Origin of the sequence: Longimycelium tulufanense, from assembly GCF_014645795.1 — a bacterium.
GTDB classification, from domain to species: domain Bacteria; phylum Actinomycetota; class Actinomycetes; order Mycobacteriales; family Pseudonocardiaceae; genus Longimycelium; species Longimycelium tulufanense.
Map to the genome: position 1 here is coordinate 35969 of NZ_BMMK01000003.1, position 14843 is coordinate 50811.

Sequence of the window (14843 nt, forward strand, 5' to 3'; positions counted from 1 at the left end):
GAGCGAAACACTCCTCCCTCGGGCGCGGGTGCGCCCCGGTGTTATCGCATGCCGCCGGCGACGGCGGGCAGGATCGTCACGTTGTCGCCGTCGTTGACCGGCGCGGTCAGGCCGCCGGCGAACCGCACGTCCTCGTCGTTGACGTACACGTTGACGAACCGGTGCAGGTTGCCGTTCTTGACCAGCCGGTCCTTCAGTCCGGAGTGCCGGCTCTCCAGGTCGTCGATCAGCTCGGCGAGGGTGGTGCCGGACGCCTCGACGGACTTCTCCCCTCCGGTGTGCGTCCGCAGGATGGTGGGGATCGAGACGGTGACGGCCATGGGTGGAACCTCCTTGTCCACAGTGAACTCGAACGCGGGAGGCGCGGCGGGCGCGCCAGACGCGGCACGGGCTGGCAGGGCAGCCGGCACGCGCGGGACTCAGCGACAGTCGGGAACGTCGTCCACGCCCGTGTGGGCGAACATGTAGGACTCGACGACCTCGACGGGCTCCTCGGTGACCACGCCGTCGACGATCCGGTACGAGCGCAGCTCGTGCTCGTGCGGGTCCCGCGTGGAGACCAGCACGTAGTGCGCGTCCGGCTCCGATGCGTAGGAGACGTCCGTGCGGGAGGGGTATGCCTCGGTGGCGGTGTGCGAGTGGTAGATCACCACCGGCACCTCGTCGTTGGCGTCCATCTCCCGCCAGACCCGCAGCTGCTCGAGCGAGTCGAACCGGTAGAAGGTCAACGAGCGCTCGGCGTTGGTCATCGGCACGAACCGCTCCGGGCGGTCCGACCCCGCCGGGCCGGCGATCACACCACACGCCTCGTCCGGGTGGTCGCGGCGGGCATGCGCCACCATCGCGTCCACCAGGTCGCGTCGGATCACCAGCACGGCACCCATCCTAAAGGTCGATGGAAGGCGTCCTAGCGTGTGAGAACGTGCACTACCGGTGCGATGTTCCCCGCCCACGAGCTGGTCAGAGCCTGGTCGCGGCAGCCGGGTGGCGCAACCGGCGGCATCGGTTGGACCGTCAGGGGGTACCGAGACCCACGGGACACCCGACCGGCCGTGGCCCGACCCACCCGCACTACTCGGATCGAGTGAACGCCGACAGGTAGACCTCCCGGTAGGCCGGAACCTCGCCCACACCCCGTGCGGCGAGCAACGCATGCACCACGGCCCGTGTCACCACATCGGCAGCCGCCCCGCACACGACGTCCAGCGCCCCGGCCCTGGTCACGCTCGCGAAGACGTCGGTGTCCCCGCCCAGGTCGCGGGCGCCGGTCGCCAGGGTGAACAGGGTGTCGCCGTCGAACATCGAGTGCGCCGGGCGCAGCGCCCGAGCCAGCCCGTCCTGAGCCACGGTGGCGACCCGCCGGCACTCGGCCTTGGTCAGCGCCAGGTCGGTGGCAATCACGCCGAGCGTCGTGTTGAGCGGCTGCTTCGTGTGCACCAGCGCGGCCCGCGCGGCCTCGACCTCCCCTTTCTCCGGGGCACGCAGCCCGAACTCCCCCGGCAGCCCGAGCTGGGCCGCCCAGGGCAGGCCGCTGGCCAGGTCCACTGCCTCACCCATCGCGTTCAAAGCCACCAGCGCGCCCAGCACGGCACCGTCGGGCAACACCACGCTGGCCGTGCCGACCCCGCCCTTGAGGGAACCGACCGTGGCTCCCGTGCCCGCGCCGACGCAGCCCTGCGCGACCGGCCCCGCGGTGGCCGCCTCGCACGCGGCGTAGCCGAAGCCCGCGTCGGGGCGGTTGTCCCACTCGCCCCTGCCGAGGTCGAACAACACCGCCGCCGGCACGATCGGCACGACCTGGTGGGGCGCGGGGCCGACCGGGAAACCGTGCCCGCGCTCGGCCAGCCAGCGCATGACGCCGTCCGCCGCAGCCAACCCGAACGCGCTACCCCCGCCCAGGCAGATCCCGTGCACCTGCCCCACCAGCCGGGTGGGTTCGAGTGCCTCGGTCTCCCGGGTGCCGGGGCCGCCACCGCGGATGTCCACCCCGCCGACCGCGCCCTCGGGGGTTAGCACCACGGTCACCCCGGTCGCCCAGCCGTCGCCAAGGTGGTGATGGTGCCCGACGAGCACGCCGGGAACGTCGGTGATGGCGTTGCGTGGTCCGGGTCGCGGGTCCTCCGGCGGCGGGCTCACCCGGCGGCCACCGCCTGCACCAGGCTCTCCTGCACCCAGGTCAGCCACTGGTACACGCCGTAGTGCGGGCCACGGGGATCGTCGTCAGGCAGCATCTCGGGCATGTCATCGCTGACGTCCAGCGCGGTGCCCAGCGCGAGCCGCACGTCGTTGAGCGCGGACAGCCATGCCTCGGCCTCGCTCTCGCTGAGGCTCACCTCGCCGCCGTCCCGGGGGCAGGTGTTGAGCACGGTCCCGGCCGCGCCGGTCTTGTGGTCCAGCAACGCGGGCTCGTGCAGCGAACGCATCGCCGCGGCGGCGTTGACGTCCTCGGCGGCCGAGGGCAGCGGATCACCGTCGACGTCGGTCTCGATGCGGTGGAAGTCCGGCAGCAGCCGGCCCAGGATCGGGTCCTCCGGCGGCGTGGAGTGGCCGGTGCGAATGCCGGTCAGCGCCGCCAGCTCGTCCCGCGGCTGCTCCTCGGCACGCGCGTCGAGCATGTCCTTGATCTGGCCGACCATGCCGCGCACCAGCGCGGCCTCCTGCTGGTCGAGCACGCCGACGATCTGCGCGCCGTCGCGCTTCCAACCCCTCATCCGTGTGCACCCAGCCGTCTCACGAGTCGCGTTGCATGGTGGCCCACAGGCCGGCGGCGTGCAGCTTCGCCACATCGCCCTCGACCTTTTCCTTGGAACCCGAGGAGACGATCGCCCGGCCCTTGTGATGCACGTCCAGCATCAGCTTGGTGGCCTTCTCCCGGCTGTAGCCGAACAGCTTCTGGAACACGTACGTCACGTAGGACATCAGGTTGACCGGGTCGTTCCACACGACGGTCAGCCAGGGTCGGTCCTCGGCCCCGACCTCGTCCGTGGTCGGGTCGACCTGCGTCCGCTCCTGCTCCACGGGCGTGGTCATACCTCCATGGTGGCATGCGTACACAGTGGGGTCGCCGAGATGGTCGGATCGGGGTCGCCCGGGGCGGTGACGTTCTAGGCTCACCGGTTATGACCATCCCGTCGAGCACCGCTCTGTTCACGGACCATTACGAGCTGACGATGCTGGCCAGCGCGTTGCGCGATGGCACCGCCGAGCGCCGGTGCGTGTTCGAGGTGTTCGCCCGCCACCTACCCGACGGCCGTCGCTACGGGGTGGTGGCTGGCACCGAGCGGTTGATCCGCGCGTTGGAGAACTTCCGGTTCACCGAGGCCGAACTGGACCGGCTCGGCAAGTCCGGGGTGGTCGACGACAACACCCTGCGGTGGCTGGCCGACTACCGGTTCCGCGGCGACGTCGACGGCTACCCCGAGGGCGAGTTGTACTTCCCGGGCTCGCCGATCCTGGCTGTGGAGGGCACGTTCGCCGAGGCGGTCGTGCTGGAGACGATCACGTTGTCGATCCTCAACCACGACAGCGCCATCGCGTCCGCCGCGGCACGCATGGTGTCGGCCGCCAACGGGCGGCGGATGATCGAGATGGGCTCGCGGCGCGCACACGAGGAGGCGGGGGTCGCTTCCGCCCGGGCCGCCTACCTCGCAGGTTTCACCGCCACGTCCAACCTGGAGGCGGGCCGGCGCTACGGCATCCCCACCGCCGGCACCTCCGCGCACGCCTTCGTGCTGCTGCACGACGACGAGGAAGCGGCCTTCCGCTCCCAGGTGACCACGCTGGGCCGGCAGACCACCCTGTTGGTGGACACCTACGACATCACCGCGGGCATCGAGCGGGCGGTCCGGGTCGCCGGACCCGAGCTGGGCGCCGTCCGCATCGACTCCGGGGATCTCGGGGTCCTCGCGCGGCAGGCCCGCGAGCAGCTGGACACGCTGGGTGCGCGCAACACCAAGATCGTGGTGTCGGGAGACCTGGACGAGTTCGCCATCGCGGCGCTGCGGGCCGAGCCGGTGGACGCCTACGGGGTGGGCACGGCGGTCGTGACGGGTTCCGGGGCGCCCACCGCGGGCATGGTCTACAAGCTGGTGGAGGTCGATGAGCGGCCGGTGGCCAAGCGCAGCTCCCACAAGGAGTCCAAGGGCGGCCGCAAGGCCGCGCTGCGGCGGCACAAGCCCACCGGCACCGCGATCGAGGAGGTCGTCTACCGCGCCGCCGGACCGCGGCCCGAGCGCGGGGAGCACGATCGCGATCTGCAGATCCCGCTGATTCGCGGTGGACAACGGGTGTCCGGTTTGCCCACCCTGGAAGAGAGCAGGGAGCGGTTGCGCCGGGGGCTGGTGAGCGTCCCGTGGGAGGGCCTGAAGCTCTCGCACGGCGAGCCGGTCATCCCCACGGTGTTCATCACCTGAGGTGAGGGGGTGCCCGCGATGGCCAGGGCACTGATCGTGGTCGACGTCCAGAACGACTTCTGCGAGGGCGGCGCACTACCGGTGGCCGGTGGTGCCGAGACCGCGTCCGCGATCTCCCGGCACCTCGCCGAGGGCGGTTACGAGTACGTCGTCGCCACCCGCGACTACCACATCGATCCGGGCACGCACTTCAGCGCCGAGCCGGACTACGTCGACTCCTGGCCCCGCCACTGCGTGGTGGGCACACCGGGCGCCGACTTCCATCCCAACCTGGACACCGGGCAGTTCGACGCGGTGTTCGCCAAGGGGCAGTACGACTCCGGTTACTCCGGATTCGGCGGCGCGGACGAGAACGGCAGGCGGCTGGCCGACTGGCTGCGCGACCACGACGTGGACAAGGTGGACGTGGTCGGCATCGCGACCGACCACTGCGTGCGGGCGACCTCGGTCGACGCCGCCCGCGAGGGCTTCGACACCCGGGTCCTGCTCGACCTGACGGTCGGCGTCGCCGAGCCCACGGTCGAGGCCGCCCTCGCGCAGATGCGGGACGCCGGGGTGCAGCTTTCGGGCACGCCCCACGTGGTGGCATGAGTCCCGGCGGCGTTACTGTCCCGTTCGCCCGTGCCCCTGGGAAGTCTTCACGGGGATGGCTAACAATGCCCGCCCCCTACTTTCCAGTTTAATTGATCTTGAATGGGGTGCGCAAGATCACAGAGGAGGGATCTTGGTGCGCTGAACCGCCGTCCGCGGAGCACCGGGCATGGGTTTCGCCCGCGCGGTGACACCGCGATGCGTGTGGTGCGTGCCAGAACTGGGCTACGGATCGCCGTGACCAACGCCCATCCGCCGGGAAATGGCGTGTGGTCACAAGGGAAAGCGCGAATTGTCCCTTACTGCCCCGAGATTCGGCCGACCGCCACTGGTGACACGCATGATCTTCGTCACGGTATGCAAGGTTCTTTGTTGCTTCCCGACAACGTCCGCTGACGGGTTGGCGAGTTAATGTCCGATCGGAAACCGGCGGTCCACCCGCCGTCGAGCCCACCAACCGTGGAGGTCCTCGTGTCCGTTGCCGTACGCCCGGTCGGCATCACGCGCCCGCGCGTGGTGCTGGCCGACCTCGTCCCCGGCGCCCTGGCCCGCGACATCGCCCTGGTGGCCGCCGGCGCCGGCCTGACCGGCCTGCTCGCCCAGGTCGCCCTCCCGGTGCCGGGCACCCCGGTGCCGGTCACCGGCCAGACCTTCGCCGCCCTGCTCGTCGGTGCCGCGCTGGGCTGGCAGCGGGGTGCGGCGTCGATGGCGCTGTACCTGCTCGCCGGCATGGCGGGGGTGCCGTGGCTCGCCGGGGGTGCGTCCGGCTGGGCCGCAGCGAGCTTCGGCTACGTCGTCGGCCTGGTGTTCGCCGGTGCCCTGGTCGGCGCGCTCGCCGGCCGCGGCGGTGACCGCACCCCGTTGCGCACGGCCGGCACGATGGTTCTCGGCAACCTGGCCATCTACGCCGTCGGCGTGCCGTGGCTGATGGCGGTCACCGGCTTCGACCTCGCCAACGCCCTGGCCAGGGGCGTGCTGCCGTTCCTGCTCGGCGACGCGCTCAAGATCGCGCTCGCGGTCGGGCTGCTGCCCGGCGCCTGGAGCCTGGTCCGCCGGTTCCGGGGCTGACCGGCCACCGTGCCCGCTCCGCGCACCCTCGTGCGCCAGGGGTGCGCGGAGCGCCTGGCGGTTCAGCACGTGCTGGTGGCGTCGTCGTTCGCGCCGGAGGCCAGCGGCCGGACCCGGTCGAGGTCCACCACCGTCGAGCGCAGCTGGTAACGCACGGCCCCCCTGGCGTCGAGTACCGAGGCGTTGACCTGCACCCGGCCGGCCGCGGCGAGGTCCCCCCAGCGCTCGACCTCCCAGCCGGGCGGCTGGCCGAACAACGCCACGCGCAGCGGCGGGTTGGAGATCCTGGTGCGGGCTCGGGCCAGCTCGCCCTCGGCCGAGCGGTTCGTGATCACCAGCTCCACCTCGTCACCCACCGAACAGGCGCCGAGCACGGCCACCACCGCGTCGTTCTTGTCCCGGCCAACCAGGATCCGCCCCCGCTCCTCCGGCTGGCAGCCGGTCAGCGCGAGCGTGGTCACGGCCAGCAGCGGCAGCCATCGGCGAACACGGGGAACGGACACGAGATGCATCCTGGCGTGCTCCATCCGGCCGAACGCCCCCCTGAGACCGTCCCGTGAGGGAACCGGCATCGGATCGTCTTCCCCGACGACACTGCCCCCACCCGCCTCGGGATCGGTAGCGTCGGCGACCATGATCGACGACGACCGTCCCGCGTTACCCGCGGCCGCGCGGGCCGCCGCGGCCGAGCACCTGGCGCGGCTGGACAGCGCCGCCCCGGGCCTGGTGCGCGGCCTGCACGTGATCGGCTCGGCGGTGCTGGACGACTACCAGCCGGGACGCTCCGACCTGGACGTGGTGGCCGAGCTGGCCCGCGAACCGAACCCGGCCGACCTGGCCGCCCTGGCGGGCGCGCACACCGGCCCCGGCATCCACGTGGAGGCGCTCTACGTCCGACCCGGCGAGCTGGCGGGACCACCCGAGGAGGCGGCCGGCGGTCCGTGGGTCAACTCGGGCGACTTCAACGCCACCGACCGCTCCTTCTGGCTCAACCCGGTGACCTGGCTCCAGCTCGACCGGTACCGGGTGACGGTGCGCGGGGACGAGCCCCGCCCACCCGTCGACATGGCCCGGGTGCGGGACTTCTGCCGGGGCAACCTGGCCTCTTACTGGGCGTCCCTGCTGCAGCAGGTGGAGCTGCTGCTCGCGCTGCGCTCCCCGGGCGAGGAGATGCTGGCACAGTCGATCATGTGGGTGGCTTTCGGGCCGCCCCGGCTGTGGCACACGATCACCACCGGTGAGGTCGTGAGCAAGACGCGCGGCGCGGAGCTGGCCATGTCGGCCTGGCCGGATCTGGCCGGACCGCTGCGGGAGCTGGTCGCGGTGCGGGCGGGCGCGAAGAGGGTTCTCACCACCGAGCACGCCAGGGCCGCCGTGGATCTCGGTCGCCGGATCCTGGCCGAGGCTGGCGTGTCCTGACGGCTCCAGGCGGTAGCGTCACCGGTCGTGTCGTCCCCCACCCTGGAGTCCGCCAGCAACGCCACCGGCAGCGCCGAGGTGCCGGGGGTCGGTGACCTGCTCGCCGCGGCCGTGGCCGCACTCGGCGGCGCGGAGCGGCCCGGCCAGGTCGCGATGGCCGAGGCGGTGGCCCGGGCGATCCGCACCGGCGAGCACCTGGCGGTCCAGGCGGGCACCGGCACCGGGAAGTCGTTGGCCTACCTCGTGCCGGCGCTGCGACACGCCCTCACCGAGGATGCGACCGTGGTGGTCTCCACCGCGACCATCGCGCTGCAGCGCCAGCTCGTCGATCGCGACCTTCCCCGACTGACCGAGGCACTCGCGCCGATGCTGGGCCGCAAGCCCCGGTTCGCGATCCTCAAGGGCCGGCGCAACTATCTCTGCCTGCACCGGCTGCACGAAGGGGCACCCGAAGAACCGGCCGAAAAGGGCCTGTTCGACCCCCGCGCGGTGTCGGCACTGGGGCGGCAGATGCAGCGGCTGCACGAGTGGTCCTCGGAGACCGGGACCGGCGACCGCGACGAGCTCGTGCCAGGGGTGAGCGAACTGGCGTGGCGGCAGGTCTCGGTGACCGCCCGGGAGTGTCTCGGCGTCTCCCGCTGCCCGGTGGGCACCGACTGCTTCGCCGAGCGAGCACGGGCCGAGGCCGGTCGGGCCGATGTTGTGGTCACCAACCACGCGCTGCTGGCGATCGACGCACTGGAGGGCTATCCGGTGCTTCCCGAGCACGACGTGGTCGTGGTCGACGAGGCACACGAGCTGGTCGACCGGGTGACCTCGGTGGCCAGCGCCGAGCTGTCGGCGGCCGCGATCACCGCCGCGGCCCGGCGCTGCGGGCGCCTGGTGGACGAGCAGATCGCCGACCGGCTGGCCGAGGCCGGCGACGGGCTGGCGCTCGCACTCGGCGAACTCTCCCCGGGCCGGCTCGACGAACTGGCGCAGCCGCTGGCCGGGGCGGTTGCGGCGGTGCGCGACGCCGCGCACGCCTGCATCACCGCGCTCGGCCCGGAGCGCAGGGAGGACGTCGAGGGCAGCACGGCTCGCAAGCTCGCCCTGGCGTTGCTGGAGGAGGTGCACGACACGGCGGTGCGACTGCTCACCGCGTTCAAACCGCCGGAGTCGGAGCGCTTCGACGTGGTGTGGGTGTCCGGCGGGATCAGCCAGGACCAGGTGCGGCCGGCCACGCTGAAGGTGGCACCGTTGACCGTGGGCGGGTTGTTGCGGGAGCGGTTGTTCGGGCCACGCTCGGTAGTGCTGACATCGGCGACGCTGACGCTGGGCGGCACGTTCGACACGCTGGCCCGGCAGTGGGGGTTGCCACCGTCGCCGGTTCCGGCCCGATCAGCACCGGGCGCCGCGACCGAGAAGGAACCACCTGCGGACGACACCGGTTCGCCCGATGTGGATGGTCCACGGTGGACCGGGCAGGACGTCGGCTCACCGTTCGAGTACCGCCGTAGCGGGATCCTCTACCTGGCAAGGCATATGCCACCGCCGGGACGGGACGGCCTGCCGCCGCAGTACCTCGACGAGCTGGCGGGGCTGGTCGAGGCGGCCGGTGGCCGCACCCTCGGTCTGTTCTCCTCCATGCGCGCGGCCAAACAGGCCACGGAGGCGCTGCGGGAACGGATCGACTTTCCCGTGCTGTGCCAGGGAGACGACTCGACCGCGTTGCTGGTCAGACAGTTCGCCGAGGACACCCCGACCTGCCTGTTCGGAACCCTGTCGCTGTGGCAGGGGGTGGACGTGCCCGGTCCGTCCCTGCAGCTGGTGGTGATGGACCGGATCCCGTTCCCACGCCCGGATGACCCACTGGCCTCGGCCCGCCAACGTGCCGTCACCGCCCGCGGTGGCAACGGTTTCCTTTCGGTGGCCGCCACACACGCCGCTCTGCTGCTCGCCCAGGGCGCGGGCCGCCTGCTGCGATCCACCGACGACCGCGGCGTGGTCGCGATCCTTGACCCGCGCCTGGCCACCGCGCGCTACGGGAGCTTCCTAAGGGCTTCCCTGCCGCCGTTCTGGACAACCCACGATCCCGAGGTCGTCCGCTCCGCTCTCCGCCGGATCAATGGCTGAGCTCCGCCGGTTCCGCCCTGGAGAGGGCGAAACCGGCGGGGCGTGGTCGAGCGATCTCATCGTCAGCCGTGGCGGCGGACGGTGTACTGGCGTGGGTTACCGAGCGGACGGGGCTGGCTTCGCACCGGACCCCAGCCGTCGAAGCGGACTCCCTTGCCCGCCTTGCGCCGTTCCCGCCTGCTGAGCGGCACCTGGTCGCCGTCGCCGGTCGTGGCGTCAACGAGGGGATTTCCGTTCTGGGTCAATGTGATCCTCTGCTCCGGCACATCGGTACGGGGACGGTTGGTGGCGGTGTTCCGTTCCGGGCGTACAGCCATGGATGGCCTCCTCTGGTTCGAACGCTGAGGTGCCAGCACGAGGACTTCACGAAGCGACGAGCGGAGGTGGGTATCACCAGCATCGACGAGCGGCACCGCACAGCGGCGGGACATGGTTCGAGAAAGAGGTGGCGTCACAGCCGGAATGCGGCTGGCGCGGCGCTGACAGCGCGGGAACATCCTCAGAGGATCATGCCAGGAACCGTACAGGGCGCGTATCCCCCCGCGCACGGCATTTTTGACCAGGGCAAACAGCACCCTGCTACGCCACCCACAGCCGTTCGGCGATCCCGGTCGCGGCGTCATAGCCCACCACGCCGCCGCGACCTCGCCGGCACAGGTCCTGCGGTGCTGCCCCAAGGTCAGGGAACGAACCGGATCTGCGGGCCGCACGTATAGCGCCCACTCACCGGGCCGCACACATACGTCCAGCCTTCCTTGACGGTGCCGGTGTAAGGAACGTTTTGCGCGAACGGCCAGCTCCTGCCGTCTTCCCTCCGTGCAAAGGCGACGTTGGTGGTACCGGTGGTCGTCACGAGCTCCAGGAGCAGGTCGGTGTCACCTCGGTGCCGGCCGAAGTCCCGGAGGGTGCCCTTGAAGTGCACCGTTTCGGGCCGGACGTGAACGTGCCGCGGAATTCACTTTCAGCGTAGGTGGCGTGCACGGGCGCCGCAGACGCAACCGAGGCGGACAACGTCATCGCCCCGACCACGGCACCGGTCACAATCCCCGCACGACGTACCGCGCGCCCCATCATGGGCTCTCCTTCCCCCAGTACCGACCACCTCGGCCGGTCAGAACGAGCCCATCGAAGGTGGCCGCCGCGGTCAATCGCCCTGAACGGCCAACAGCCGCCCCATCCAGCCCTTGCACGCTGAGTGTCGGTGTCATGGCCAGGTGGCGAGAACGGTGACCGTGCCGGGGGCAACCTCCGTGAAGCCCGCGTCGCGCACGGCGGCGACACGGCGGGAACGCCACGCCCGCTCCGGTTCCTCGCCCGGTTGCAGGTCGGCCCAAGTCGACTTGTCGGCCTGTCGCACCACGCACGGGAAGCCCGCCTCGGCCCACTTCGCCAGCTCGTCGCCGGCGCCGCTGGCATCCAGCAGTGCGGCCAGGATCATCGTGGCGTGCCCGACCTGAGCGGCGGCCTTCCCCACCGTCATCGGCACCGCGGGGCTCAGCCACAACACGGACACCCCGGCGGGCGGGGGCCCGGGCTCGTCCAGGGGAAGCTCGGTGCCCGAGATCTGCAGCTTCGCCACCTCGCGCGGCACCTCGACCACCCGGCCCGGCAGCAACGCGCGCACCTCGGCTCCCCCGCGGCACACCGTCACCCCGGGCAGTTCGGTGACCGCCCGCCACTGCGCGCCGCGGGCTCGCCGCGCGACCTTCCGGATCCGGCCGCGAACCCAGGTGTCCACCGGCTCGTACCACTGCCCGCCCGGCGCCGCCCGGTCGTCCAGGCACACCGCGAGCGCCGCGGACGCGGCGGCCGCAAGCAGCTCGGATCGCGGCGGCAGGGTGGCCTTCTCGATCCGCAGCACCACCGGCATCGCCCGCACCTGGTCCGGGTCCTCCTCGGAGGTGTCGTCGACCCGGGACCGGCCGAGCCAGTCGGCATAGCGGGCGGCCAGCGGCTCCAGGATCGCGAAGCGAGTTCCCATCAGATGCGCTGCAGGTCCAGTCCGTCGGCGGCGTCGGCCGCCTCCACTTCGGCCCGGGTCACCCCGAGCAGGAACAACACCGCGTCCAGGTACGGGTAGGACAACGCCGCGTCGGCCACCTCGCGCAGTGCGGGCTTGGCGTTGAACGCCACGCCCAGACCGGCCACGGACAGCATGTCGATGTCGTTCGCCCCGTCGCCCACGGCGACGCACTGGGCGAGCGGGACGCCATACCGCTCGGCGAAGCTGCGCAGCGCCGCGGCCTTGCCGGCCCGGTCCACGACGTCGCCGACCACCTGGCCGGTCAGCCGCCCGTCGTGCACCTCCAGCTCGTTGGCCGCGCAGAAGTCCAGCCCCAGCTCGTCCACCAGCCGCTGCACGACCTGGGTGAACCCGCCGGAGACGACGCCGCAGCGGAAGCCGAGCCGCTTGAGCGTGCGGATGGTGGTGCGCGCCCCCGGGGTCAGCTCCAGGGTCTCGGCGACCTTGTCGAGCACCCCGGCCGGCATGCCCTCCAGCAGGGCCACCCGCCGCTGCAGGGACTGGGTGAAGTCCAGCTCCCCACGCATCGCGGCCTCGGTGATCTCCCGCACCTCTGCCTCGTGCCCGGCGTGCGCGGCCAGCAGCTCGATCACCTCGCCCTGGACCAGGGTCGAGTCCACGTCGAAGACGACCAGCCGCTTGGCCCGCCGGGAGAGCCCGGCCCGTTCCACCGCGATGTCGATACCGGCCCGCACCGCCACCTCGGCCATGGCCGAGCGCAGCTCGGTGTCGGCGTGCGGACTGTCCCCCGCCGCCGACACCAGCAGCTCCAGCCCGGTCACCGGGTAGTCGGCCACCCGCCGGATGGCGTCGATGTTGGCGCCCAGCGCGGCCAGCCGCCGCGCGACCTCGGTGAAGGCGCGAGCGGTCACCGGCCGGCCGAGCACCACCAGCACGTGGCTGGAGCCCAGCCGCGCCGCCATCCGGGCCTCGGCGTTGACCTCCACGTCCACGTGCATGCCCACGCTGGCCATGGCCTGCTCGACGGCCTCCTGCAGTCCCTCCGGGTCGTGCTCGGTGGACACCAGCACGCCCAGCACCAGGCGGCCGCGGATCACCACCTGCTCGACGTCGAGGATCTCGACGCCGTGCCGGGTGAGCGCGGCGAACAACACGGAGGTGACCCCGGGCTTGTCGGGCCCGGTCACGGTCATCAGGACGGTGGTGGCGTGCGGCACGGTCACGAGCCGGCTCCTGTCGGTGCGGGTCGGGCGTCGCCCGGCGTCGGGTTCGACAATGCGGCGAGCCCCGGTACACCCAGTGTGGGTGACCGGGGCTCGCCGTCGAGCGGGTGGGTCGGGCATCGACCCGGGCGGGTTACTTCGCCTCGGGGTCGCCGCCGGCCCGCTGGTCGGTCCGCGCCGCGGCCGCGGCCAGCTCCGGGTGGTCCGGGTTCGGCACCGGCTTGCCGGACAGGCCGACGTGGCCCTCCAGCCGCATGCGCTCGGCCATGTGCGGGTAGTGCAGTTCGAAGGCGGGCCGCTCGGAGCGGATCCGGGGCAGCTCGGTGAAGTTGTGTCGCGGGGGCGGGCAGGAGGTGGCCCACTCCAGCGAGTTGCCGAAACCCCACGGGTCGTCGACCTGGACGATCTCGCCGTACCGGTAGCTCTTGAACACGTTGTAGATGAACGGGAGCATCGAGGCACCGAGGATGTAGGCGCCGATCGTCGAGATCGTGTTGAGCGTGGTGAACCCGTCGGTGGGCAGGTAGTCGGCGTAGCGCCGCGGCATGCCCTCGTTACCCAGCCAGTGCTGGACCAGGAACGTGCCGTGGAAGCCGATGAAGGTGGTCCAGAAGTGCAGCTTGCCCAGCCGCTCGTCCATCAGTCGCCCGGTCATCTTCGGGAACCAGAAGTAGATACCGGCGAAGGTGGCGAAGGCGATCGTGCCGTAGAGCACGTAGTGGAAGTGGGCCACCACGAAGTAGGTGTCCGAGACGTGGAAGTCGATCGGCGGGGCGGCCAGCAGCACGCCGGACAGGCCACCGAAGAGGAACGTCACGATGAAGCCGACGCTGAACAGCATCGGGGTCTCGAAGGTGAGCTGCCCCTTCCACATCGTGCCGATCCAGTTGAAGAACTTCACGCCGGTCGGCACGGCGATGAGGAAGGTCATGAAGGCGAAGAAGGGCAGCAGCACCGCGCCGGTGGCGTACATGTGGTGCGCCCACACCGTCACCGACAGCGCGGCGATCGCCAGCGTCGCGTAGACCAGGCCCTTGTAGCCGAACAGCGGCTTGCGACTGAACACCGGGAAGATCTCGGACACGATGCCGAAGAACGGCAACGCGATGATGTAGACCTCGGGGTGGCCGAAGAACCAGAACAGGTGCTGCCACAGGATGACGCCGCCGTTGGCCGGGTCGAACACGTGCGCGCCGAGGTGCCGGTCGGCGAGCAGGCCGAGGATGGCGGCGGTCAGGATCGGGAACGCCAGCAGCACCAGCAGGCTGGTGATGAGGATGTTCCACGTGAAGATCGGCATCCGGAACATCGTCATTCCCGGAGCGCGCAGGCAGACCACCGTGGTGATCATGTTGACCGCGCCGAGGATGGTGCCCAGACCGGACACGGCCAGGCCGCTCAGCCACAGGTCGGCACCCATGCCCGGGGAGTGCACCGCGTCGGACAGCGGGGTGTAGGCGAACCAGCCGAAGTCCGCGGCGCCGCCCGGGGTGAGGAACCCGCTGAGCACGATGAGGCTGCCGAACAGGAACAGCCAGTAGGAGAAGGCGTTCAGCCGCGGGAACGCCACGTCGGGCGAGCCGATCTGCAGGGGCAGCACGTAGTTGGCGAACCCGAACACGATGGGCGTCGCGTAGAGCAGCAGCATCACCGTGCCGTGCATGGTGAACAGCTGGTTGAACTGCTCCTGGGACAGAAACTGCAGACCCGGGCGCGCCAGCTCGGTGCGCATCAGCAACGCCATGACGCCGCCGACCAGGAAGAAGGCCATCGACGTGACGATGTACATGATGCCGAGCTGCTTGTGGTCCGTGGTGCGGAACATCCGCAGCAGGAACGAACCCTTTGCCGTCTGACGCGCCGAGTACGGGCGCGTCGCGATCGGCTGAGGGGCAACGGCCGTCACGGTGCCTCCTGCTCTCACCTGGTGGAACTCAAAAACCCGCGGGGCACCCCGGCCGCTGGGCGGCCCGATGCCACCCCGGATCGTAAACCGCGGTCCTGCGTCGATTGCGTGGGGGCTGCGGCACA

General features: G+C 71.2%; 15 protein-coding genes. 5 read left to right on the forward strand and 10 right to left on the reverse strand.

Annotation, left to right across the window (positions count from 1 at the left end; genetic code table 11):
* Window positions 1-41: 41 nt before the first annotated feature.
* From IEY55_RS04920 to clpS, 5 genes are all read right to left on the reverse strand, one after another.
* Complete coding sequence (locus IEY55_RS04920) at window positions 42-320, reverse strand: MoaD/ThiS family protein (RefSeq protein WP_189054410.1); 279 nt, start codon at window positions 318-320, stop codon at window positions 42-44.
* A gap of 99 nt (window positions 321-419) precedes the next feature.
* The gene (locus IEY55_RS04925) at window positions 420-884 is read right to left on the reverse strand and encodes a M67 family metallopeptidase (RefSeq protein ID WP_189054411.1); all 465 of its coding nucleotides are present in this window, start codon (window positions 882-884) and stop codon (window positions 420-422) included.
* A 187-nt stretch (window positions 885-1071) separates the two neighbouring features.
* The gene (locus IEY55_RS04930) at window positions 1072-2136 is read right to left on the reverse strand and encodes a P1 family peptidase (RefSeq protein WP_229686062.1); all 1065 of its coding nucleotides are present in this window, start codon (window positions 2134-2136) and stop codon (window positions 1072-1074) included.
* The gene (locus IEY55_RS04935; RefSeq protein WP_189054413.1) at window positions 2133-2711 is read right to left on the reverse strand and encodes a DUF2017 domain-containing protein; all 579 of its coding nucleotides are present in this window, start codon (window positions 2709-2711) and stop codon (window positions 2133-2135) included. Before IEY55_RS04935 ends, IEY55_RS04930 begins: the two co-directional genes overlap by 4 nt.
* A 19-nt stretch (window positions 2712-2730) precedes the next feature.
* A complete protein-coding gene (gene clpS / locus IEY55_RS04940; RefSeq protein ID WP_189054415.1) occupies window positions 2731-3030 on the reverse strand; it encodes an ATP-dependent Clp protease adapter ClpS in 300 nt (99 codons plus the stop codon).
* 89 nt (window positions 3031-3119) lie between these two features.
* Between clpS and IEY55_RS04945 the strand changes: the two genes are divergently transcribed.
* The 3 genes from IEY55_RS04945 (at window position 3120) to IEY55_RS04955 (ending at window position 6071) form a co-directional block, all read left to right on the forward strand.
* On the forward strand, window positions 3120-4412 hold the full coding sequence (locus IEY55_RS04945; RefSeq protein WP_189054417.1) for a nicotinate phosphoribosyltransferase: 1293 nt from the start codon (window positions 3120-3122) through the stop codon (window positions 4410-4412).
* A gap of 18 nt (window positions 4413-4430) precedes the next feature.
* Window positions 4431-5003, forward strand: a complete 573-nt coding sequence (locus IEY55_RS04950; RefSeq protein WP_189054419.1) for an isochorismatase family protein — start codon at window positions 4431-4433, stop codon at window positions 5001-5003.
* A gap of 516 nt (window positions 5004-5519) precedes the next feature.
* On the forward strand, window positions 5520-6071 hold the full coding sequence (locus IEY55_RS04955; RefSeq protein ID WP_373289969.1) for a biotin transporter BioY: 552 nt from the start codon (window positions 5520-5522) through the stop codon (window positions 6069-6071).
* 62 nt (window positions 6072-6133) lie between these two features.
* Here the strand turns inward: IEY55_RS04955 and IEY55_RS04960 are convergent, their stop codons facing one another.
* Entirely contained in the window at window positions 6134-6574 is a 441-nt protein-coding gene (locus tag IEY55_RS04960; RefSeq protein WP_189054423.1) for a hypothetical protein, read from the reverse strand.
* 130 nt (window positions 6575-6704) lie between these two features.
* Between IEY55_RS04960 and IEY55_RS04965 the strand changes: the two genes are divergently transcribed.
* Both IEY55_RS04965 and IEY55_RS04970 read left to right on the forward strand, forming a co-directional pair.
* Complete coding sequence (locus IEY55_RS04965) at window positions 6705-7490, forward strand: hypothetical protein (protein WP_189054425.1); 786 nt, start codon at window positions 6705-6707, stop codon at window positions 7488-7490.
* Window positions 7491-7517: 27 nt separating this feature from the next.
* Window positions 7518-9605: an ATP-dependent DNA helicase gene (locus IEY55_RS04970; protein ID WP_505735174.1), complete on the forward strand. Its 2088-nt coding sequence runs from the start codon at window positions 7518-7520 to the stop codon at window positions 9603-9605.
* 62 nt (window positions 9606-9667) lie between these two features.
* On the opposite strand, the gene IEY55_RS04975 is transcribed toward IEY55_RS04970, so the two are convergent.
* The 4 genes from IEY55_RS04975 to ctaD form a co-directional block, all read right to left on the reverse strand.
* Window positions 9668-9922: a hypothetical protein gene (locus IEY55_RS04975; RefSeq protein ID WP_189054426.1), complete on the reverse strand. Its 255-nt coding sequence runs from the start codon at window positions 9920-9922 to the stop codon at window positions 9668-9670.
* Between the two features lie 887 nt (window positions 9923-10809).
* Window positions 10810-11586 (reverse strand): peptidyl-tRNA hydrolase, encoded by a 777-nt coding sequence (locus tag IEY55_RS04980; RefSeq protein ID WP_189054428.1) that lies wholly within the window; start codon window positions 11584-11586, stop codon window positions 10810-10812.
* Entirely contained in the window at window positions 11586-12782 is a 1197-nt protein-coding gene (gene serB / locus IEY55_RS04985; protein WP_189054829.1) for a phosphoserine phosphatase SerB, read from the reverse strand. Before serB ends, IEY55_RS04980 begins: the two co-directional genes overlap by 1 nt.
* A 163-nt stretch (window positions 12783-12945) precedes the next feature.
* On the reverse strand, window positions 12946-14718 hold the full coding sequence (gene ctaD / locus IEY55_RS04990; protein ID WP_189054430.1) for an aa3-type cytochrome oxidase subunit I: 1773 nt from the start codon (window positions 14716-14718) through the stop codon (window positions 12946-12948).
* Window positions 14719-14843 lie beyond the last annotated feature (125 nt).